At 39.8% G+C, this 22727-nt stretch carries 18 protein-coding genes and 1 riboswitch; of the genes, 8 read left to right on the top strand and 10 right to left on the bottom strand.

What is annotated here, in order from left to right:
- Positions 1-2 precede the first annotated feature (2 nt).
- From H4J66_RS05545 to H4J66_RS05515, 7 genes are all read left to right on the top strand, one after another.
- Positions 3-632: an energy transducer TonB gene (locus tag H4J66_RS05545; RefSeq protein ID WP_231907376.1), complete on the top strand. Its 630-nt coding sequence runs from the start codon at positions 3-5 to the stop codon at positions 630-632.
- 10 nt (positions 633-642) lie between these two features.
- Positions 643-1980, top strand: a complete 1338-nt coding sequence (locus tag H4J66_RS05540) for a lipopolysaccharide assembly protein LapB (RefSeq protein ID WP_182171625.1) — start codon at positions 643-645, stop codon at positions 1978-1980.
- 232 nt (positions 1981-2212) lie between these two features.
- The gene (locus H4J66_RS05535) at positions 2213-3748 is read left to right on the top strand and encodes a Re/Si-specific NAD(P)(+) transhydrogenase subunit alpha (RefSeq protein ID WP_182171622.1); all 1536 of its coding nucleotides are present in this window, start codon (positions 2213-2215) and stop codon (positions 3746-3748) included.
- Positions 3749-3759: 11 nt separating this feature from the next.
- Positions 3760-5163 (top strand): Re/Si-specific NAD(P)(+) transhydrogenase subunit beta, encoded by a 1404-nt coding sequence (gene pntB / locus H4J66_RS05530; protein ID WP_070376344.1) that lies wholly within the window; start codon positions 3760-3762, stop codon positions 5161-5163.
- 150 nt (positions 5164-5313) lie between these two features.
- On the top strand, positions 5314-6717 hold the full coding sequence (locus H4J66_RS05525; protein ID WP_220463217.1) for a sodium:alanine symporter family protein: 1404 nt from the start codon (positions 5314-5316) through the stop codon (positions 6715-6717).
- 78 nt (positions 6718-6795) lie between these two features.
- Positions 6796-8115, top strand: coding sequence for a DEAD/DEAH box helicase (locus H4J66_RS05520; RefSeq protein ID WP_182171619.1), 1320 nt, complete (start codon positions 6796-6798; stop codon positions 8113-8115).
- Between the two features lie 20 nt (positions 8116-8135).
- Positions 8136-8789 (top strand): hypothetical protein, encoded by a 654-nt coding sequence (locus H4J66_RS05515; RefSeq protein WP_182171616.1) that lies wholly within the window; start codon positions 8136-8138, stop codon positions 8787-8789.
- Between the two features lie 10 nt (positions 8790-8799).
- Here the strand turns inward: H4J66_RS05515 and H4J66_RS05510 are convergent, their stop codons facing one another.
- Positions 8800-9690, bottom strand: a complete 891-nt coding sequence (locus H4J66_RS05510; RefSeq protein ID WP_182171613.1) for a GGDEF domain-containing protein — start codon at positions 9688-9690, stop codon at positions 8800-8802.
- Positions 9691-9939: 249 nt separating this feature from the next.
- Here H4J66_RS05510 and H4J66_RS05505 point away from each other — a divergent pair, with 249 nt between their 5' ends.
- On the top strand, positions 9940-11907 hold the full coding sequence (locus H4J66_RS05505) for a monovalent cation:proton antiporter family protein (protein WP_182171610.1): 1968 nt from the start codon (positions 9940-9942) through the stop codon (positions 11905-11907).
- 530 nt (positions 11908-12437) lie between these two features.
- On the opposite strand, the gene H4J66_RS05500 is transcribed toward H4J66_RS05505, so the two are convergent.
- The 9 genes from H4J66_RS05500 to H4J66_RS05460 all read right to left on the bottom strand — a co-directional run bounded on the left by H4J66_RS05500 (position 12438) and on the right by H4J66_RS05460 (position 22718).
- Positions 12438-13592 carry a patatin-like phospholipase family protein gene (locus H4J66_RS05500; protein WP_182171607.1) on the bottom strand — a complete coding sequence of 385 codons (1155 nt, stop codon included), beginning with the start codon at positions 13590-13592 and terminating at the stop codon, positions 12438-12440.
- Positions 13593-13791: 199 nt separating this feature from the next.
- Positions 13792-14151: a DUF3718 domain-containing protein gene (locus H4J66_RS05495; protein ID WP_220463216.1), complete on the bottom strand. Its 360-nt coding sequence runs from the start codon at positions 14149-14151 to the stop codon at positions 13792-13794.
- Positions 14152-14214: 63 nt separating this feature from the next.
- Positions 14215-14314: riboswitch (cyclic di-GMP riboswitch) on the bottom strand.
- A gap of 235 nt (positions 14315-14549) precedes the next feature.
- Positions 14550-15209 (bottom strand): 3-oxoacid CoA-transferase subunit B, encoded by a 660-nt coding sequence (locus tag H4J66_RS05490; RefSeq protein ID WP_182171571.1) that lies wholly within the window; start codon positions 15207-15209, stop codon positions 14550-14552.
- Between the two features lie 20 nt (positions 15210-15229).
- The gene (locus H4J66_RS05485) at positions 15230-15937 is read right to left on the bottom strand and encodes a CoA transferase subunit A (protein WP_182171568.1); all 708 of its coding nucleotides are present in this window, start codon (positions 15935-15937) and stop codon (positions 15230-15232) included.
- Between the two features lie 68 nt (positions 15938-16005).
- Entirely contained in the window at positions 16006-16923 is a 918-nt protein-coding gene (locus H4J66_RS05480) for a hydroxymethylglutaryl-CoA lyase (RefSeq protein WP_182171565.1), read from the bottom strand.
- Positions 16923-18947 carry an acetyl/propionyl/methylcrotonyl-CoA carboxylase subunit alpha gene (locus tag H4J66_RS05475; RefSeq protein ID WP_182171789.1) on the bottom strand — a complete coding sequence of 675 codons (2025 nt, stop codon included), beginning with the start codon at positions 18945-18947 and terminating at the stop codon, positions 16923-16925. Before H4J66_RS05475 ends, H4J66_RS05480 begins: the two co-directional genes overlap by 1 nt.
- Positions 18948-18981: 34 nt before the next feature.
- Positions 18982-19806: an enoyl-CoA hydratase/isomerase family protein gene (locus H4J66_RS05470; RefSeq protein ID WP_182171562.1), complete on the bottom strand. Its 825-nt coding sequence runs from the start codon at positions 19804-19806 to the stop codon at positions 18982-18984.
- An 11-nt stretch (positions 19807-19817) separates the two neighbouring features.
- Positions 19818-21425, bottom strand: a complete 1608-nt coding sequence (locus tag H4J66_RS05465; RefSeq protein WP_182171559.1) for a carboxyl transferase domain-containing protein — start codon at positions 21423-21425, stop codon at positions 19818-19820.
- Between the two features lie 123 nt (positions 21426-21548).
- Positions 21549-22718: an isovaleryl-CoA dehydrogenase gene (locus H4J66_RS05460; RefSeq protein ID WP_182171556.1), complete on the bottom strand. Its 1170-nt coding sequence runs from the start codon at positions 22716-22718 to the stop codon at positions 21549-21551.
- Between the last annotated feature and the right edge of the window lie 9 nt (positions 22719-22727).

The following is a 22727-nucleotide window of genomic DNA, read 5'->3' as shown; positions in this document are numbered from 1 at the left end:
TCATGGCAACCGTGATGAACACTCCTGCCCGTTACAGCATAGGTTTATTACTTGCTGTGGTGATGACTTTCTTTCTTTTATGGGGGATGCAAGCGCTTATTTCTGGTGGTAATAATGCCTTAACTGAAGCGCCTCGCGGTAATGTGCTCGACTTTATTAGATTGAAAAAAGAGCAGCAACTGACAAAAAAAGAACGCAAACCACAAAAACCACCAGCGCCTAAAGCACCACCACCGCAAATGCAGCAACCACAAATGCAACAAGCTAACCCCAATGCATTAAGCACTGCTAGCGGGTTTGGTGCTGATATTCAAACCGATTTAAGTTTAGCCGGGGGCTTAAGTTTAAGTGGCGGTGATGGCGACTATTTGCCAATAGTAAAAGTCTCACCTATTTACCCACGTCGTGCTCAATCTCGTGGCATTGAAGGGTACGTTATTGTTGAATTTATTGTCACCAAAAATGGTTCAGTACGGGACGCTATAGTTGTTGAAGCTAAACCTGAAGGTATTTTTGATCAAGCGGCAATGGCGGCAGCATTAAAATTTAAGTACAAACCACGGGTAGTTGATGGTGTCGCTATGGAAGTTGCTGGCGTGCAGAATAAAATTTCTTTCCAAATAGAAGGCTAAGGAGTCGGTGATGACTAAAATGACAACATTAAAAAGAAAAACACTATCGTGTCTTTCAATCGCGTTACTCTTTAGCGCTCCAGTAATACTTAACCAAAATATGGGTGGCAATATTGCCAATGCGCAATCATCAGCACAGTTGGGTAAAGAAACAACCTCAGTGAAAGTACCCGCGATGCGTAACCGTGTTTATACGCAATTAGCAAGAGCACAAAAACTTGCTGATGAAGGTAACGGTTTAGAGGGCTTTGATGTACTTGATGAAGTGCAAGACCGCATTGATAGTTTAAACAGTTACGAACGTGCCATGTTATGGAATTTTTATGGCTTTATGTATTACGGTAATGACGATGTTGCTTCAGCCATCGATAGCTTTGAAAAAGTTATCGATGAAAATGCGATCCCTAAAACATTAAGGCTGTCGACACTCTATTCTTTAGCGCAATTATCAATGCAAATGCAAAACTTTCCACAATCTTTAAAGTTTTTAGTTTTGTGGCAAGCAACTAACGACAAAGCTATTACCGATACTCAACAAGTCTTATTTGCGCAAGTTTATTATCAAAATAAACAATATCAGCAGTCTCTGCACTATGTTTCACAGGCTATTGAACAAAGTATTGCGGCCAATAAAATACCTAAAGAAAATTGGTTGATTTTGCAACGTGCAAATTACTTTGAATTAAAGCAGCCAATTGAAGTAACCGCTGTGATAGAAAACCTGGTTCGTTATTACAATAAACCTAAATATTGGTTACAGCTTTCAGCGATGTATGGTGAAATTGGCCAAGAAGATAAGCAACTTGCGGTGATGGAAAGCGCTTGGCAAGCGGGCTATGTGACTCAGTCAACTGACATTGTCACCTTAGTACAGCTTTATCGTTTTCATGACGTGCCAATTAAAGCGGCAAACTTACTCGCTGAAGCAATAGACAGTGGTAAAGTTATCGCCCAAGAAAAATATTTAGAGATGCTGGCTAATGCATATATAGCGGCAAAAGATGATGAAAAATCAATTCCGGTATTAATTAAAGCCGCAGAAATTTCTGAAACAGGTAAGTTTGATGCAGCTTTAGCACAAGCTTATTTAAACTTAGAAAAATGGCAACTTGCTATTAATTCAGCTAATGAAGCACTAAGTCGTGGTGACTTAGCTTCAGAAGTTAGTCTGGGTAATATGTACTTAGCCAAAGGTATGGCGGAATTTAATCTGCAAAATTTTGGCGAATCTTTATCTGCTTTTGAACAAGCAAAAAAAATTAAAAGTTCGGCTAAAACAGCTAAACAATGGTTTCAGTATGTTGAAAAAGAGCAAGTCGCTAAGCAAAATTTGGCAATGTTAAATTAATTATTTCGTAGTTTTACTTTATTCTCCTCGGTGAACTTCCCATTGACTGATCAAAAATTAGTTCTGGGGAACTAGCTATATTTATTATGAAAATAGCCGTTATTATTTTTAGGTGTATGAAATTCATTCAATTGATGGTAAAACATTAATTATAAAACCCATAAGAAAAGTAATATGTTGCAGCTTTATCTTAATTTACGTTGAAGTTGCGATCTTTTAAAAAAGGTGGCTTATGAATATTGGAATACCTAAAGAAACACTAACAGGGGAAAACCGAGTAGCAGCATCGCCAAGCTCGGTAGTTGCTCTACTTAAACTTGGCTTTAGTGTCCAAGTACAAAAAGGAGCGGGCACAAAAGCCAGTTTTACTGATGAAGAGTTTGCCGACGCAGAAGCTTCATTAGTCACTAAAAAAATATGCTGGCAGTCAGATATTATTTTTAAAGTAAATGCACCTTCACTTGATGAAGTTGCTCAAATGAAAGATGGCGCACATTTAGTCAGTTTTATCGCACCGGCGCAAAGTCCAGAGTTACTCGAAGCCTTACGCGCAAAATCAATTACGACCTTTGCCATGGAAATGGTGCCACGTATGACTCGTTCTCAGTCAATGGATGCACTAAGTTCAATGGCGAATATTGCCGGCTATCGCGCTGTTATTGAAGCAACCCATCTTTTTGGACGCTTCTTAACAGGACAAATTACAGCGGCGGGTAAAATGCCACCTGCAAAAGTAATGATTATTGGTGCGGGTGTTGCTGGTCTTGCTGCTATTGGTACCGCTGGAAGTTTAGGCGCTGTGGTTCGCGCTTTTGATACGCGCCCTGAAGTAAAAGAACAAATTGAAAGTATGGGCGCAGAGTTTCTTGAGCTTGACTACGAAGAACCTGAAGATACGGGATCAGGCGATGGTTACGCAAAAGAAATGAGTAAAGCATTTATTGATGCTGAAATGGCACTCTTTGCAGAGCAAGCCAAAGATGTTGATATTATTATTACCACAGCGATGATCCCAGGTAAACCAGCGCCTAAATTAATTACAGAAGCCATGGTTCATTCAATGAAACCCGGTTCAATTATTGTTGATTTAGCGGCCGCAGGCGGTGGTAATTGCGCCTTAACCGTTCCGGGTAAAGTTAATAATGTTGATGGTGTTAAAATTATTGGTTACACAGATTTAGTCTCTCGTTTACCCAATCAAGCATCACAGCTTTATTCAAATAATTTGGTTAATTTAACTAAATTAGTGTGTCCAAATAAAGACGGTACCATTACGGTTGATTTTGAAGATCAAGTGGTTCGAAACATGACCGTCGTTAATCATGATGAAATCACCTTTCCGCCACCACCAATCCAAGTCAGTGCGGCACCGACTAAACCTGCTACAGTAAAAATTAAAGCGGTCGAAGAGAAAGTAGAACCCGCATCACAAACTAAAAAACACCTGTTTATGGCAATAGGCGCGTTATTGTTTGCTTGGGTGGCCAGTGTTGCTCCCGCGGACTTTCTCTCTCATTTTACTGTTTTTGTGCTTTCTTGTGTCATTGGTTACAACGTGGTGTGGAATGTCAGTCATTCGCTGCATACGCCTTTAATGAGTGTTACTAATGCCATTTCTGGCATTATTATTGTTGGCGCTTTGTTACAAATAGGGCAAGACAATATATTAATACAAGTACTTGCGGGGATTGCGGTGCTCATTGCCACAATAAATATTGTTGGTGGCTTTGTAGTGACCAAACGTATGTTAAAAATGTTTAGAAGATAAGGGGCGCATTGATGGAATTTTCTCAAGGGTTAATTAGCGCAGCTTATATTGTTGCCGCATTATTATTTATTTTTAGTCTTTCAGGGTTAAGTAAGCAAGAAACGGCTGAAACAGGTAATTGGTATGGTATCACGGGTATGGCTGTTGCTTTAATCGCAACCATTGCCGACCCACGTGTCGATAATGTTTTAGTGATATTTATTGCCATGTCAGTTGGCGCTTTTATTGGTTTACATTTAGCCAAAAAAGTTGAAATGACGCAGATGCCAGAGCTGGTCGCTATTTTACATAGTTTTGTTGGCTTAGCTGCGGTACTTGTTGGCTTTAACAGTTATTTTGAAATGGACCACTCATTACTACTAAATTTGACTGATACTCAACAGATGGCGACTAATATTCATCTTGTTGAAGTCTTCTTAGGAGTCTTTATTGGCGCGGTGACTTTTACCGGTTCAATTGTCGCTTTTGCTAAGTTACGTGGTGTTATTAGTTCTTCGGCATTAATGTTACCGCATCGCCATAAGTTAAACTTAGTGGCAGGTATTGTTACTTTTATTTTACTTGTTAGCTTTGTGCAAAGTGGTGGCGATGTTAACGCCTTGTACTTTATGACCTTTATTGCGCTTGTTTTTGGTTGGCATTTAGTCGCTTCTATCGGTGGAGCAGATATGCCCGTAGTGGTCTCTATGCTCAATTCTTATTCGGGTTGGGCAGCAGCTGCGGCTGGTTTTATGCTTAATAATGACTTATTAATTGTAACTGGCGCTTTGGTTGGCTCATCAGGAGCTATATTGTCATACATTATGTGTAAGGCGATGAATCGTTCTTTTATAAGTGTTATTGCTGGTGGCTTTGGTACAGACGTTGTCATTGACAATGATACCGATTATGGCGATCACGTTGAAGTTAATGTCGAAGCGGTTGCTGATTTGTTATCTGCTGCTAAATCAGTGATTATCACGCCTGGTTATGGCATGGCTGTCGCTCAAGCACAGTATCCTGTTTATGAATTGACCCGAGTATTAAAAGAGAAGGGGATCGATGTGCGTTTTGCTATTCATCCAGTTGCTGGACGTTTACCTGGCCATATGAATGTTTTGTTAGCCGAAGCAAAAGTGCCCTACGATATTGTCCTTAGCATGGATGAAATTAATGATGACTTCCCTAAAACGGATGTTGTGTTAGTGATTGGTGCTAACGACACAGTTAACCCCGCGGCAGCAGAAGATCCAACCAGTCCTATTGCCGGTATGCCCGTGTTAGAAGTATGGAATGCTAAACAAGTTATTGTTTTTAAACGCTCAATGAGCACAGGATATGCTGGTGTACAAAATCCACTATTCTTTAAAGATAATACCCAAATGTTATTTGGCGATGCTAAAGACTCGGTAGATAAAATACTAAAAGCGCTGTAAGTAAGTTTATCAAATGAAAAAAACCAGTGATCCGTCACTGGTTTTTTTGCTTAGTACTATTTTTTTTCTTAACACTAATAGTGTCTAACGCTGGTAGTACTTTGTTTGTTATGATAATTAGTAATAATTTAAAAAGGTGAGAAAGATATTTTGATAGAACAATGGATAGGTACGATCAATGGTTATTTATGGGGCAGTGTGCTTATCTATTTACTGACCGGTTGTGGTATTTGGTTTACTTGGCGATTAAAGTGCCTGCAAATAACCCACTTTACTCACATGTTTACGTTACTTAAATTAAGTCGCAAAACAGACAGCCAAGGCATCTCTTCTTTTCAAGCATTATGTACTTCGCTTGCCGCCCGTGTCGGCACCGGAAATTTAATGGGGGTAGCTGTCGCTATTACCTTAGGTGGCGCTGGTGCTGTTTTTTGGATGTGGCTTATTGCTCTTGTTGGTATGGCAACTGCCTTTGCTGAAAGTGCATTAGGCCAACTCTATAAAGAAAAAGACGCCAACGGAAACTTTCGTGGTGGTCCTGCTTATTACATGAGCAAAGGCTTAAAAAGTAGAAAACTTGCGGTGACTTTTTCGCTGTGTTTATTTTTCGGATATGGTTTTGTTTTTAGCTCAGTGCAAGCCCATTCAATTACCAGTGCTTTTGATGGCTCTTTTGGTATTAACCCGTTATTTACCGGGATTGTCATTACTATAGCAACGGCCTTTATTGTTTTTGGTGGTTTGAAAAATATCGCTCGTTTTGCGGAAATAACAGTACCTTTTATGGGGCTTGCTTATTTAATGGTCTGTCTAGCGGTTATCTTTTTAAATATTGAAAAAATTCCTGCCATTATTAGCGATATATTTGCTTCTGCTTTTGGTTTAAAAGAAGCGGGCAGCGGTTTAGTTGGTGCGGCAATTGTCCAAGGCATAAAACGAGGTCTTTATTCTAATGAAGCGGGGATGGGTAGCTCACCCAATGCCGCCGCCGCCGCAGTACCTTATCCTCCTCATCCTGTTTCACAAGGTTATATACAAATGCTTGCTGTGTTTTTTGACACTATTGTTATTTGTTCTTGTACCGCTTTTCTTATTTTATTATTTAAAGAAACCGGTAGTGATGCACAGGGAATACAATTAACTCAGCAAGCTTTAGCTTATCAAGTAGGCGCATGGGGTAGCGATTTTATTACTATCGCTATTTTACTGTTTGGCTTCACCTCAATTGTTGCCAACTTTGCTTATGCTGAAAATAATTTGAAGTATTTAAATATGGATAATCCACTTGGACATTGGTTTTTACGTTGTGGATTCTTGGCAATGTTGATTTTTGGTTCAGTAGCGAGTTTACCTCAAGTTATTGCTTTAGCTGATTTATCTACAGGGCTTATGACGGTTGTTAATGTCACGGCTTTATTACTCTTGTCTAAAGTTGTGGTGAGTATTACTCAAGACTATCATCAGCAACATAGCCAAGGAAAATTGCCAAGCTATAAGCCAAGTGAAAGCGAACATAATCGTTTTAATTTGACGAAAGGGATCTGGCAAAAATAGTCTGATGAATAATGTTTAAACTATGCTAGAATGCGCGCCTTAATTTTGGGTTTCGTTTTTTTTGATAAGTGGTGATATATGAGTGTTGATGCAATAGGGTTGTCGGCTGAACTATTAAAGGCAGTTAAAGCCTGTGGTTATAAAACGTTGACGCCTGTTCAGCAGCAAGCTATACCGCTTATTCGGTCTGGAGTTGATCTACTGGCAAGTGCGCAAACAGGTACCGGTAAAACGGCCGCTTTTAGTTTACCTATACTAGAGGCTTTAGCTAAAATTCCGAGTGATAATAACTCATCGAAAACCATTCGCGCACTTATTTTAACGCCAACACGTGAGCTTACTCAACAAGTTGCCCGTAATATCGAAAGCTATAGCGAATTTTTACCATTAAGCTGCGGTGCTGTTTATGGCGGTGTAAATATACCACCACAAACCAGAATGTTAAAGCAAGGTGTTGATGTACTTGTTGCTACACCTGGGCGTCTACTTGAGCATGTAGTGGCGAGAAATGTAGATTTATCACAAGTTAAATTTCTTGTTTTAGATGAAGCTGACCGTATGCTAGATATGGGTTTTTTAAATGACATTCAGCAATTAATCAGTGTTATTAAGCAAAAACATCAAACATTGATGTTTTCAGCAACATTTTCAAATAAAGTGAAAACGTTAGCTAAACAAGTCTTACATACGCCAAAAACCTTAGAGGTTTCACGCCAAAACTCAACATCAGGCAAGGTTAAGCAATCAGTTTATTGGGTATCAGAAACACGTAAATGTGAGTTGTTATCAGAATTGATTGGTATTAATAATTGGCAGCAAGTACTTGTTTTTGCAGGTACCAAAGAAAGTGCAAATATACTCGCCAAAGAACTTAAGCTTGACGGAATTAAGTCGGCGTTGTGTCATGGTGATAAAACACAAGGTGCAAGAAACAAAGCCCTTGAACAATTTACGCAAGGTAAAGTTCGCGTGCTCGTTGCTACCGATGTAGCAGCCCGAGGATTAGATATTCCAGACTTACCTTACGTTGTTAACTTTCACTTGCCTTATCTTGCCGAAGATTATGTGCACCGTATTGGCCGCACAGGCCGAGCAGGAAAGTCTGGTACGGCAATTTCATTAGTTAGCCCTAAAGATGAACAGTTTTTAGAAAATATTGAAGCATTAATTGGTCGAACTTTTGAACGAACAATTGTCCCTGGATATGAACTAGAACGTGCTTTACCAGCACAATATGCTGAAAAAGAAGATAAACCCTTAAAGAAAAGCCGTTACAAAGCGACACAAGAGAAAAACCAATTAATTGCCCGTAAAAAGGCAGACAGTACGCCAGCGGCTAAACGACGTGCAAAAGTGGCAAAAAAAGCCAAACCAGCACCTACCGGTAAACGTAGATAATTTATTGTTGAACAGTACTTATGGCACACACCTTAGTTGATATACCTTTTGAACAACGCCATCAGTGCTGGTTTTGTGGCGAGCCATCTGAATTAACATTTGGCTTCCCGCATCAATACTTTCTAGTTTTTGATTGCTCACACCCGCCATTATCTGTGCCTAGTTGTCGTGAATGTACTTCTTTAGCGAGAAAGGCAAAGCAGCATTCTATTTGGGCTGTTGCTAATAATGTTAAGCACTTTTTAGCACAAACCTATCAAAAAGATTTAGCGATAGGTATCAATTGGACGAAAGAAGAGCTTGCCGATAGTGAGTTTGAAAGCGGAAATTTTGTTGGCTTTCAAAAAAGTGCTTGGATGATGTATGAAATAGCCAAACAACGCTTAAATTATCAAGGCTGGCTATTGTCGCTTGAGGGCGTCGAACTCGATGTTGATTATATTGGCACCGAGTTTACTTTTGATGGGGTAACTTACCCAAGTGTTGATCTTGCTATTGAGCACTTTATTGAAACCTATGACTTGTCGGCTGAAAACTTTAAAAAAGCACTATCAATTGTCGGCATTGAAAAATTTGGCAAAGCGGTAAGATTTTGCCGCCTGCTTATTGGCAGAACGCCAGAGCAACAAAAATTAGCGCTTCGCTATTTTGCAGAAGACGAAAAGTTAAGCTAAGTTAACCTCACTAGACTAAACTTAGCTTACGGTCTTTAAATATTTTTCTTTGATATAGCGCTTTGTCGGCGCGTTTAAAAAAACTTGTTTGCGTATCCATCCTGTCCATAAAAGTATGCCCTAAACTACAACTGACCTGATATTTTGATAATAAAGGATCACAAGTCATTGCGTTGTATATGCGCTGTTCAATAAAGAGTAGAGAATCTAGTGTGGCATTTTCAACAATGATTGAAAACTCATCACCACCAAATCTAAATAAACTATCAGAATCTCGAACACTTTCTTTAAGCGCCAAAGAAAATTGAATCAAGACTTCATCACCTAAATTATGGCCATGACTGTCGTTAATTAATTTAAACTTATCGAGATCGCAGACGATTAAACCGACCTTACTATTTTGTCGGTTCGCATGGTGCATAGCACGTTTTAACTGCTCATCAAAGCATCGGCGATTATTTAAAGAGGTTAATCCATCTTGCATCGCTAACAGCAAAGCTTCCTGATACTGTAAAGCATTATTTAATGGGTGAATTAAATACTGATGTAACTCGTTAAGTATCTTATAATTAGTCATGCTTATTGGTGAATTAATGGCGTAGGTCAAAATACCAACAAATTTTTGGTTTAGTTTTAATTCAAAACTACGTTCATTTTTACCTTGTCTACTCCCTCTAATCGAAGCGGTCATATCACCTTTTTTGAAATATAGACCTGAAAAATCGACATACTTAGCTGCTTCCATTGCAAAAATATTGAGTAAACGATCAAGCTCTAGCGATGTTTGGAGTTGTTCCATTAACGCTAATTTTCTATTAGATTTTTCATGATCAGGGCTATCGAACACTTTAAAAGCGTTATATTGAAAAGCCTGATTATCTACTAAATTTAATGTCTGCATATCATCACCTGATTATTTTATCAGGTAAGACTAAGCAATTTTTATACCTAAATTTATTTTAAAGTGGTTTTTTTATAGTATTGATATTAAATGAATTTATATTAATAAAAACTTTGACGAATTTTTGACAATTCATTAATGGCAAGGAGTTGCCGCTGTCAAACTACCGATAATTGCTTTAGACTCAGTAGTGCTCATTCTATTTTTATAAATTTAATACCGATGCGAATGATATAATAAGGATTTTTTGTGACAGGTCATTTTGAACTTTTAGCGATTCTATCAAGTGCTGTACTTATTGTTTGGTTATTTCGCCGTTTACACTTACCAGCAATTTTAGCCTACTTAGTAGCAGGCATGCTGGTTGGCGATCATGGTTTATCTCTGGTTCAGGACCAAGTAGATTACGATCACTTTGCTGAGTTAGGTATCGTCTTTTTACTTTTCACCCTTGGCTTAGAATTTTCATTACCTAAATTAATCGCCATGCGCCATCTGGTCTTAGCGGTTGGTAGTCTTCAAGTGGGTATTTCGTTAGCTTTTTTTATGGGCATTGCTTTGTTGTTTGGTCAGACATTTGCTAGTTCCTTGATTATTGGTGGTATTATAGCGCTTTCTTCAACAGCCATCGTTATTCGGCAATTGAGTGAAACGGGCGCAATGAAAAGAAAGTCTGGGCAGCTCTCTGTTGCTATCTTACTTTTTCAGGATGTAGCCGTTGTTCCCTTATTAATTATTATCCCGATGTTTGCCCAAGAGTCTGATAGCTCAATGGTTGTTGAGTTATTGATTGCTCTAGTTAAAGGCGTCTTTGTCGTTACCTTGTTAATGTTTGCCGGTAAATGGTTGCTGCCACGTTTATTTAATTTAGTGGCGCAAGTTAGAACGGATGAATTGTTTGTTCTAACAACCTTACTCGTTACCTTAGTGGCATCATCATTGACTCAATGGTTTGGCTTATCTATGGCTTTAGGAGCTTTCCTTGCCGGTATGATGTTAGGTGAAAGCCAGTATAAGTATCAACTTGAAGCCGATATCCGGCCTTATCGTGATATCTTACTAGGCTTGTTTTTTGTAACGGTCGGTATGAAACTCGACATCGGTATCGTTTATTCTTCACCATTAGTTATTATCGGCGTTATGGTCAGCTTTATGGTGGTTAAAATACTTATTATCGCCTTTTTAGCAAAACGCGCAGGAGAAGCGGCTAAAGATGCTTGGGCTGCAGGTATTATGTTGGCACAGATGGGTGAATTTGGCTTTGTGCTTATCGCTTTAGCCAATCAGGTTAAATTGTTACCGGTTGAAACTGCTTCTATCTTGTTAGGCGCAGGTGTATTGAGTATGGCGATAACACCTTATATGATTAACAATGCTCGTCGTTGGTCGTTGATGTTGAGTAACGAAAAGCCCATAGATACCGATCATTTAGCCGAACTTCCCGAGCAAACAGAGTTAAGTGACCATGTTATTATTTGTGGTTTTGGTCGAATTGGCCAAACAGTGAGTCGTTTTTTAAAGCAAGAATCGATTAAATTTGTTGCTATTGATATCGACCCACTTAGGGCAACAAAAGCGCGTGAAGCAGGAGAAAATGTACTTTTTGGCTCATCAAGACAAACTGAATTATTACAAGCGGCCCACTTGTCGAAAGCTAAGCTTGTTGTTATTGCTTTTGGTGAAGATAAACAATCACTTGAGGTTATTCAAAAAGTCAGATCATTATCACCTGATGTTCCTATCCTTGTGCGTACTCGAAATGATGATCAACTGCAAGCATTGCAAGAAGCGGGTGCTAATCAAGTGGTACCAGAGAGTTTAGAGGGTAGCTTAATGCTGGTCTCTCAAGTGTTATCTTTAACCGGTGTGCCTTTTTCTCGTATTATTCGCCGTGTACAAAAAGAACGTAAAGACCACTACAGCCATTTGCATGGCTTTTTTCAAGGTGAACATACTGACATGAGCCCTGATGCTATGGATCGCATTGAATTCGCTAATGGGATTATATTAACGGAAAATTCTTTTGCTAATGGGCATTCTATAGCGTCACTGAATTTATCGGTAAAACGGGTCACGGTGGTTGCACTTCGCCGTAACAATATTGAATCAGAGCAACCCGATGAAGCCACTATTCTTCAAGCTCAAGATACTCTGATTGTACGCGGAAAACCCAGACGAGTAGAACGAGCAGAGCGCTTTGTCCAAAAGGGTGTTTAACTTTTCCCCTGACTTTATGCCGTGTTGTTAGATCTAGGCCTAGGTCTGATTCTAGGTCTAAATGCATAGAAATTGCAGGACATTTCATTCAAGTGTGGTTAACTTTTCTCTTGATTGTCCGCATTGTAGTTAGGTCTGAGTCTAGGTCTAGATGTTTAGAACGAGCAGGACATTTCATTCAAGTGGGGTTAACTTTTCTCTTGATTGTCCACAGTGTTGTTAGGTCTAGGTCTAGATGCTTAGAACGAGCAGGACATTTCATTCAAGTGTGGTTAACTTTTCTCTTGATTGTCCGCAGTGTAGTTAGGTCTGAGTCTAGGTCTAGATGTTTAGAACGAGCAGGACATTTCATTCAAGTGGGGTTAACTTTTCTCTTGATTGTCCACAGTATTGTTAGGTCTAGGTTTAGATGCTTAGAACGAGCAGGACATTTCATCTAAGTGAGGGTTAACTTTTTCCTTGATTGTCTGCAGTGTGGCTAAGCCAATAAACGCCTTGTTCAACAAGGCGTTTTCTTTAGTAATGGATCGCTATTCAAGAGATAAAAATTTTCTAATCGCTGTCTCTTGTTCCATAGCATCTTCAAATCCCAGTTTAATTAACTGCCGACAATAATTTTTTTCAAATAATAAATAACTGACAATACTTGATTCAGAGTCATTAGAGATACCTACGCTGCGTAATAATAAACGTATCGATAGCGGTAGGTCTGAAAAATACTCTACGGCCATGGCATTAAAGTCATGACTGGGATTAAGGAGAAATGATGATATCGGTTTTAAGCCATCTTTTTCTTTTCTAAGTTCTGGTGGAATAAGTTTTATCGTTTCATTAATTCGTTCTAGACGTTCAATATCGCTGTGTAATGTATCTGAGAAAATAGTATCAAGTAAATGACCGGCAACAGTAGAGGTTGTCGGTGGATGAGGATTATTCACTTTACTATGAAGTGGCGCTTTAGGTTGATCAACACCAACAATAAACAAATTTTCGCCACCTAAGTGTATCGCAGGGCTTAACGGTGAAAGTTGATGTATAGACCCATCACCATAATGCTCTTGGCGAATTTTGATAGAAGGAAACACGAGGGGAATAGCGGCAGAAGCCATTAAGTGTTCACTATTAATTTGGCAAGGCTCACCACGACGTTTAGCGCGAAACCAAGGAGAAATAGACTCATCTGATTGATAAAAACTAATTGAATCGCCATTACTGTAACTCGATGCAGTAATAGAAACTGCTGATAAATAACCACGTAAAATATTGGTGTCGATACGTTTAAAGTCAACCACCATATTAAGTAAGTCACGAAGTGGCGCGTTGTTTAGTAAACTACGCGCACTTTTATTGGCATAATCTGCTTGGAAACTTGCCAGCATACCTTTCGCCAAATGTGAAAAAACCCGTATACCATCACTATGGTATATTCGACTGGTATTAATATTATTCCAAACCCATTCTAATTTTTTTACCCCCAAATGAAAGCATGAAGAATAACAGGCTAGCGCTGTGGTATTTATAGCACCAGCAGAGGTGCCACATATAATGGGGAAGGGGATGCCATGATTTCTTGGGACAAATTTTGATATGGCAGAAAGCACACCTACTTGATAAGCCGCTCGAGCGCCACCGCCAGTAAGTATTAAAGCGTTCTTACTGTCTTTATAACTTCTTTTATTCAACATGTATATCGCAGTCTTCTTCGTATAACTTAAGTGTAATCAGTTTTTTAACATGGTGCTAGCTTAACGAGTCAAAAAATAGATTGAAATGACTAAGGCAAAAAAAAAGCCTGCAGAAGCAGGCTTTTTAAAATGACATAGAATTATTATCTAGTAAAACTGTACACTTGATTGAACAAATAACATCTACTAAAAAATAAGTTTAGCTGCTAACGCGTTCGTTAGCTGCGTCTATCAATGGTTGCGATCCGGTTTGCAAAATAGCTAAGTTTTCAGAAACAACTTTCTTTGGCAACTTTGAAATCATCAAAGCACCTGTTTTAACTGAACCATTAGACGATGCAAACGCCAACAGATTCTGTCCATTACACTCTATACCTTGAAAGATATTGCGAATTTTTAATCTATTCGTTTTTAAGAACGAACGCATGCGTTTCTTGTCGTCTGCAGCTACATACTCGCAAACGCTTTGAGCGATGCCAGCAGCTTGTGCTTTCGGCGCCGATACAACAGACGTTAATGTTAAAATAGTGATGGTAGAAGCTAGTAATAATTTTTTCATTTTAGTAACCTTGTAATTAATTTAGTTAGTAAAGGAAAAAACCACGGGATGTACCTTGTATAACGAGGTGACTCCGCTGTCATAGAATTTATATATAAAACATAAATCCCTTAGACCGGTGGTTTTGCGTAACACGATTTCACGTGTTTTGCCTTTTCTTTGTCCCTTTCAGTATTGCGAGTTGAGCCTATAAATGCAAGAAAAATGTGTAATACGTCAGTTACACAGGTAAAGTAATTTAATAAAAAAATACTTTTATCAATTTTTTTTCAAATATAACATGGGTTTAATCGGATGGTTGACTATCAAAACCGTTAAGTGAAATTTAAAATATAGAGTAAAAAAAAAGAGCTAAAGCTCTTTTTTTTATTCAATCTTATAATAAATATGCTACTAGGTTATCCAAATTTCATTTCAGGGACATGTTCAGGAACAATTAATTCACCGTCAGTGAGTTTTATTATTTCCTCTATACTGACCCCCGGCGCTCGCTCTAATAAATGAAACTTACCGTCTTTAATTTCGATAAAGGCTAAATCAGTGAGTACTCTTTTAATACAACCTTTACCTGTTAATGGTAGAGTGCAGTCGGATAAAAGTTTTGAAACACCATGTTTAGAAGCGTGAGTCATAGTAACAATAATATTGTCAGCACCTGCAACTAAATCCATAGCACCGCCCATACCTTTAATCAGTTTACCTGGGATCATATATGAAGCAATGTTACCGTTTACATCGACCTCAAAGGCACCTAGTACGGTTAAGTCGACATGTCCGCCGCGTATCATTGCGAATGATTCAGCACTATCAAAGATAGAGGCACCTTTTGCCATCGTGACCGTTTGTTTACCTGCATTAATTAAATCTGCATCAATCTCGTCTTCGGTGGGAAACTGTCCCATGCCAAGTAAACCATTTTCAGATTGAAGCATCACTTCTATTCCCGCAGGAATATAGTTAGCGACTAATGTTGGAATACCTATACCTAAGTTAACGTAATAACCGTCTTGTAATTCTTGTGCTACACGTTGTGCTAGCTGTTCTCTTGTTAAAGCCATTGTTTAGTCCCCTGAATTATTTATGACTGAGCAGTACGAACAGTTCTTTGTTCAATGCGTTTTTCAAATGTACCTAAAATCAATCGATTAACATAGATACCTGGTGTATGGATTTGGTCTGGGTCTAGCTCGCCAGGTTCAACTATCTCTTCAACTTCAACGACAGTAATTTTGCCTGCCGTTGCGGCCATAGGATTAAAGTTACGTGCTGTCTTTCTAAAAACTAAATTGCCGTAACGGTCGGCTTTCCAGGCTTTAACAATGGCAAAGTCGCCTTTAATTGCGGGCTCAAGGATATACATTTTACCGTCTATTTCACGCTCTTCTTTACCTTCTGCTACCGGTGTTCCATAACCTGTAGCCGTAAAAAAAGCAGGTATACCAGCACCACCAGCTCGCATTTTTTCAGCCAAAGTGCCTTGTGGTGTCAGCTCTACTTCTAATTCGCCATTCATCATTTGACGTTCAAATTCAGCGTTTTCACCAACATATGATGCAATGATTTTTTTGATTTGACGGTCTTGCAGTAACACACCTAAACCGAAATCATCGACACCACAGTTATTTGAAACCATCGTTAATGCTTTAGTGCCTTTGCGCTTTATTTCACTAATTAGATTTTCAGGGATACCACATAAACCAAAACCACCTGAGATAATGGTCATGCCATCTTCAAGTCCTGCCATCGCTTCTTCATAGCTTGCTACTACTTTGTCAAATCCGGCCATTATTCAATCCTCATTACATTTATTTCTATAAAGTATTTATCATACATCGTTATTTATTATTATATTTATTACTGTGCACGGTAAGCATTAGAAACTTTAGATGCCGGGGTTTTACCTAATTTATCACTGATAAACCAACCAGCATGGACTAACTTATCTAAATCAATACCGCTATCAATACCTAAACCATTGAGTAAATAAACCACATCTTCAGTGGCAACATTACCTGAAGCGCCCTTAGCATAAGGGCAACCACCCGATCCAGCAATGGCACTATCAATAACGGCAATACCATTTTGTAAAGCGGTGTAAATGTTAGTTAACGCCTGACCATAGGTATCATGAAAATGAACCGCTAGTTTAGCCTTAGGTACACGGGCACTAACCGCTTGTAACATCTTCTGTACATTAACGGGTGTTCCTACACCAACCGTATCGCCAAGCGATATTTCATAACAGCCCATTTGGTAAAGTTTTTCAGCCACTTCAGCCACTTTTTCTGGTGATACTTCACCCTCGTAAGGACAACCAACAACACAAGAAACATAGCCTCGTACCGGAATGTTTAATTTTTTGGCTGCGGCCATTATCGGTTCAAATCGCTCAAGGCTTTCAGCAATTGAACAGTTAATATTTTTTTGACTAAACGCTTCAGAAGCCGCGCCAAAAATGGCAACTTCGTTGGCATTCACCGCTACAGCCGCTTCAAAACCTTTCATATTTGGCGTGAGGGCGGCGTAAGTGACCCCTTTTTTACGTGCTATACCATTGAAAACATCGGTCGATGTTGCCATTTGAGGCACCCATTTTGGAGAAACAAAGCTGCCACTTTCAATGTAAGTGACTCCTGCATCACTGAGCAAATTAATTAAGGCAATTTTATCATCGGCACTGATTTGTTGTTTTTCATTTTGTAGGCCATCACGCGGGCCAACCTCAACGATTTTTACTTTTTTAGGTAAGGTATTATTAGCAAGGGAGCTCATTATGACTCCTGTGGCGTAAAAGCAAGTAATTCACTGCCGCCATCAACCATGTCACCTTCGGCGTAAAATAAGGTATCAATGGTACCGTCTTCAGGGGCTCTAATGGTGTGTTCCATTTTCATCGCTTCCATGATCATTAAGGGTTGGTCTTTAGTCACACTATCGCCGGCTTTGACTAATACGCTGACCATAGTACCGTTCATGGGGGCTAATAGGCCGCCATGATTATCATCAGCATTATTGTCACCACAATCAGGTTTAATATGAATAAAGTTAAAAACGCCATTTTGACGATATAAGCTAATATGATCACCTGAACTGTCAATGTTATGCGCGATAGTGGCTTGACTGCGATAGCCATCAATACTGACATGGAGTGTGTCACCGGCAATTTGACCTTGGCAGTCAACTGTTCGTCCTGCAACTGAAATTAAATAGTAGCTACGATTACCTTGACGTTTCTGTTCAACAGTCACTGGATATTCAATATGATTGTGGGCAAGAACTACCCGGTGATTATGCGCTTCGTTAGAGCGCCACGCTGAGGTATTATTCCAAGGAGAAAAAGGATCTTTGGTCGTTGCTACTTTTTGTTTCGCTTGTTCAGCCAGTGAAAGCACTAAATACAAAGCTGCCATCGGTAATTCGTCGGCTAACGCTTGTTTGTTATCATGAAATATTTCACTGTCGTATTTTTCGATAAAGCTGGTATCTATTTCTTCATTAATGAACGGTTTTGATGTCGCTAAGTTATAAAGAAAATCAATGTTGGTGGTAACACCTTTAATACGATATTCCGACAAGGCTTTTGTTAAGCGTTGCAGTGCTTTTTCACGATTTTCATCCCAGACAATTAGCTTAGCTATCATAGGATCGTAAAATACACTCACCTCATCACCTTGACGAACACCAGTATCAACACGAACATGTACGCTTTCTGCTGGCGGTTGTAAAAAATCTAGCGTGCCTGTTGCAGGTAAAAAATCATTATTTGGGTCTTCAGCGTAAATTCGCGCTTCAAAAGAGTGGCCATTAATGACTAACTGCTCTTGTGTTTTTGGTAAAACTTCACCAGCAGCAACTCTTAATTGCCATTCGACTAGATCTTGGCCACTGATCATTTCAGTCACCGGGTGCTCCACTTGTAAGCGAGTGTTCATTTCCATAAAGTAGAATGAACCGTCAACATCCAGTAAAAACTCTACCGTACCTGCGCCTTGATAACCAATAGCCTGGGCAGATTTTATCGCGGATTCGCCCATCGCTTTACGTAGCTTTTCACTCATTTTAAAGGCAGGCGCTTCCTCAATAACTTTTTGATGACGGCGTTGCACTGAACAATCACGTTCAAATAAGTAAACGGCATGTTGATGATTATCACAAAACACTTGAATTTCAACATGGCGAGGTTGTGTTAGATACTTTTCAACCAGCATTCTATCATCACCAAAGGATGACATTGCTTCACGTTTAGCTGCAGCAAAACCTTCACTAAATTCAGCTTCGCTCCACACTTGTCGCATGCCTTTACCACCACCACCGGCAGTAGCTTTTAATAATACTGGATAGCCCATATCGTCAGCCGCTTTTTTAATGATGGCTTCGGATTGATCATCACCATGATAACCAGGGACTAAGGGGACATTGGCTTTTTCCATAATGTTTTTAGCGGCAGACTTTGACCCCATCGCTTCAATGGCCGCAACGGGTGGACCAATAAAAACGATGTTTTCATCGCTACATCGACGACAAAAGTCAGCATTTTCTGAGAGAAAACCATAACCTGGGTGAATGGCTTGAGCGCCAGTACGTTTTGCCGCTTCAATCACTTTCTCTGATAATAAATAGCTTTCGCGAGAGGGCGATGGACCAAGGAAAATGGCTTCATCAGCCATGTTGACATGAAGTGAGTCAGCATCAGCATCTGAATATACGGCAACGGTTAAAATACCCATTTTACGAGCGGTTTTAATTACGCGACAGGCGATTTCACCACGGTTGGCAATAAGAATTTTAGTAAACATTTTAGCTGTTTTAGTTGTTAGTTGAGACATGTTTTTATCCTTCACTCGTCGGTTCTTTTTGCCAGCTTGCTGGTCGTTTTTCAAAAAAAGCAGTTAAGCCTTCTTGGCCTTCTGCAGAAACGCGAATTGATGCGATGCGTTCACTGGTCATGCTAAGTAAATCAAGATTAATTTCTTGATAAGCGACATCTAAAGCAAGTTTTTTTGCTTGACGAACGGCTTGTGGGCCGTTGCTCAATATTGTACTCACCATATCAATAACGGTGCTTTCTAACGCTTCTAACGCAACAACCTCATCAACTAAGCCTAACTGTTGCGCTTTGTCTGCAAAGAAACGTTCTGCCGTTTGAAAGTATCGACGACTGGCTTTTTGGCCAATAGCATTGACGACATAAGGGCTGATGGTCGCAGGAATTAAACCTAATTTAACTTCACTGAGGCAAAAGCTGGCTTTATTACTGGCGATAACAATGTCACAGCAACTGGCTAAGCCCACTGCGCCGCCAAAAGCAGCGCCTTGTATTTGTGCAATAGTGGTTTGCGGTAGAAAATTAAGTGCATGTAACATCTGAGCAAGCGCGTTAGCATCACGTAAGTTTTCTTCATATGAGTAACTGGCCATGCGCTTCATCCAGGCTAAGTCAGCCCCAGCAGAAAAGCTTTTGCCCGTCGATGCGAGTATCATCAGGTGAATATCGTCGCGTTGGGCTATTTCAATAAATATCACCGTTAATTGGGCGATAATTTTGTCGTCAAAAGCATTGTGCTTGTCAGGATTATTTAAGGTAACTGTTGCTACCCCATAACGGTCTACGTTAAATAATACTTGACCGGTATTGATCTCTTTTAATAGTGTCATCTTGTTCAGCTCTACATTCTAAAGATACCAAATTTGGTATCCTCAATAGGTTTATTCAACGAAGCAGAAATGGCTAAACCTAATATTTGACGAGTATCGGCAGGGTCAATAATACCATCATCCCATAAGCGAGCTGAAGCATAGTAAGGGTGGCCTTGATGCTCATATGTATCAATAATCGGTTGTTTAAAGTCAGCTTCTTCTTGCTCGCTCCACGGTTCACCGAGTTTGTCTTTTTGGTCACGTTTAACTTGTGCTAAAACGCCAGCCGCTTGTTCGCCGCCCATCACTGAAATACGGGCATTTGGCCACATAAATAAGAAGCGTGGATCGTAAGCACGACCACACATACCGTAGTTACCTGCGCCGAAACTACCACCAATTAGCACGGTAAACTTGGGTACTTGTGCCGTGGCAACGGCGGTGACCATTTTTGCGCCATGCTTAGCAATACCGCCTGCTTCATATTGCTTACCGACCATAAATCCGGTGATATTTTGTAAGAAGACTAAAGGAATTTTTCGTTGTGCACATAATTCAATAAAATGAGCACCTTTTTGAGCTGATTCGCCAAAGAGAATGCCGTTATTGGCGATAATACCTACGGGGTAGCCAAATATCCGTGCGAAACCACACACTAAAGTCGTGCCATAAAGAGCTTTAAATTCATCAAAATTACTACCATCAACGACACGGGCTATAATTTCACGAATATCAAAAGGTTGGCGAGCATCTTTGGGTACCACACCGTATATTTCTTGTGCGTCATAAACTGGCTCAACCATAGGTTGAATATTCATGGTTACCGGTTTAACACGATTTAAATTACCGACGATACTACGGGCAATTTCTAAAGCGTGATGATCATTTTGTGCGTAATGATCGGCAACACCTGAGGTACGACAATGTATGTCTGCGCCACCTAAGTCTTCAGCACTAACGACTTCGCCTGTCGCCGCTTTAACTAACGGCGGTCCAGCTAAAAATATAGTGCCTTGTTCTTTAACAATAATAGATTCATCGGCCATTGCGGGTACATAAGCGCCACCTGCAGTACAAGAGCCCATAACAACAGCAATTTGCGGTATCGCTTGTGCTGACATATTTGCTTGATTAAAGAATATGCGACCAAAGTGTTCTCTATCAGGAAAAACCTCGTCTTGGTTAGGCAAGTTAGCGCCACCAGAGTCGACTAAATAAATACAGGGTAAGTTGTTTTCTTGGGCAATCGTTTGTGCGCGAAGATGTTTTTTTACCGTTAGCGGAAAATAGGTACCGCCTTTTACGGTAGCGTCGTTAGCGACAATAACACACTCTTGTCCTCCAACTCGTCCAATGCCGGTGATAATACCAGCAGCGGGAACATCTGCTTCATAAACTTCATAAGCGGCTAGTTGAGATAATTCTAAAAATGGTGAGCCAGCATCAAGTAAGGCGTTAACGCGATCGCGTGGTAATAATTTACCGCGAGATAGATGACGATCACAGCTGCGCTGTCCGCCACCTAATTTTATTTGCTCAAGCTTTACTTTTAAATCGTCTACTTGAACTTGCATATGAGCAGCGTTTTCAATGAATTCTGGGCTGCGTACATTGATTTTTGAAATTATTTTAGCCACGATATTTGCCTTTATTATGGAATTTTATCAGTAAGAACATTAGCTTTAATGTTACGCGCTAAACAAGAGCAGTGTGGCTCTCATCAGCCTCTCTAAATCGAGAGGCTGTAGCAAGTTATAACCTTATATAGACTCGGTGAATAACTCTCGACCTATCAGCATACGACGAATTTCTGAAGTACCTGCGCCAATTTCATATAATTTAGCATCACGTAACAAACGACCTGCTGGAAATTCATTGATGTAACCATTACCGCCAAGTAATTGAATAGCATCTAAGGCCATTTTTGTTGCAAGTTCTGCAGCAACTAAGATAACACCAGCCGCATCTTTACGTGTGGTTTCACCTCTGTCGGCCGCCTGTGCACATAAATAAGCATAAGATTTAGCTGCGTTCATTTGGGTGTACATATCGGCAACTTTACCTTGGATCAATTGGAACTCACCAATGGATTGACCGAACTGTTTGCGGTCATGAATATAAGGAACAACTAAGTCCATACACGCATCCATAATACCTAAAGGTCCGCCGGTTAAAACGATACGCTCGTAATCAAGGCCAGACATTAAGACTCGAACGCCTTTACCTTCGTCACCTAAAATGTTTTCTGCTGGTACTTCACAGTCTTGGAAAACTAATTCACAGGTATTTGAACCGCGCATACCTAATTTGTCTAATTTTTGATGACGAGAAAAACCTGGGTAATCACGCTCAACGATAAAAGCAGTAATGCCTTTTGAACCCGCTGAAGTATCAGTCTTTGCATAAATAACATAAACGTTGGCATCAGGACCATTGGTGATCCACATTTTGTTGCCATTTAAAATATACTTGTCGCCTTTTTTGTCAGCGCGCAATTTCATGCTGACTACATCAGAGCCTGCATTAGGCTCACTCATCGCTAATGCGCCAATATGTTCACCGCTACAAAGTTTTGGTAAATATTTAGCTTTTTGTTCATGCGAACCGTTTTTGTTTAATTGGTTTAAACAAAGGTTAGACATAGCACCGTAACTTAGACCAACAGAAGCAGACGCACGTGAAATTTCTTGCATTGCCACCATATGTTCTAAATAGCCTAAACCTGAACCGCCATATTCTTCGTCAACGGTCATGCCTAATAAGCCTAAATCACCAAATTTGCGCCATAAATCATTTGGGAATTCGTTATCAATATCTATTTGTGCGGCACGTGGAGCAATTTCGTCACGAGAGAAAGCGTTAACTGACTCGCGGATCATCTCAACGGTTTCGCCTAGATTAAAGTTTAATGATGAAAAGGTAGAAATCATGTTATTTCC

The organism is Colwellia sp. MB3u-55 (assembly GCF_014076785.1).
Classification (GTDB): domain Bacteria; phylum Pseudomonadota; class Gammaproteobacteria; order Enterobacterales; family Alteromonadaceae; genus Colwellia_A.
The sequence above is the reverse complement of the archived record's forward strand: the minus strand, read 5'-3'. Positions and strand labels throughout refer to the sequence as shown.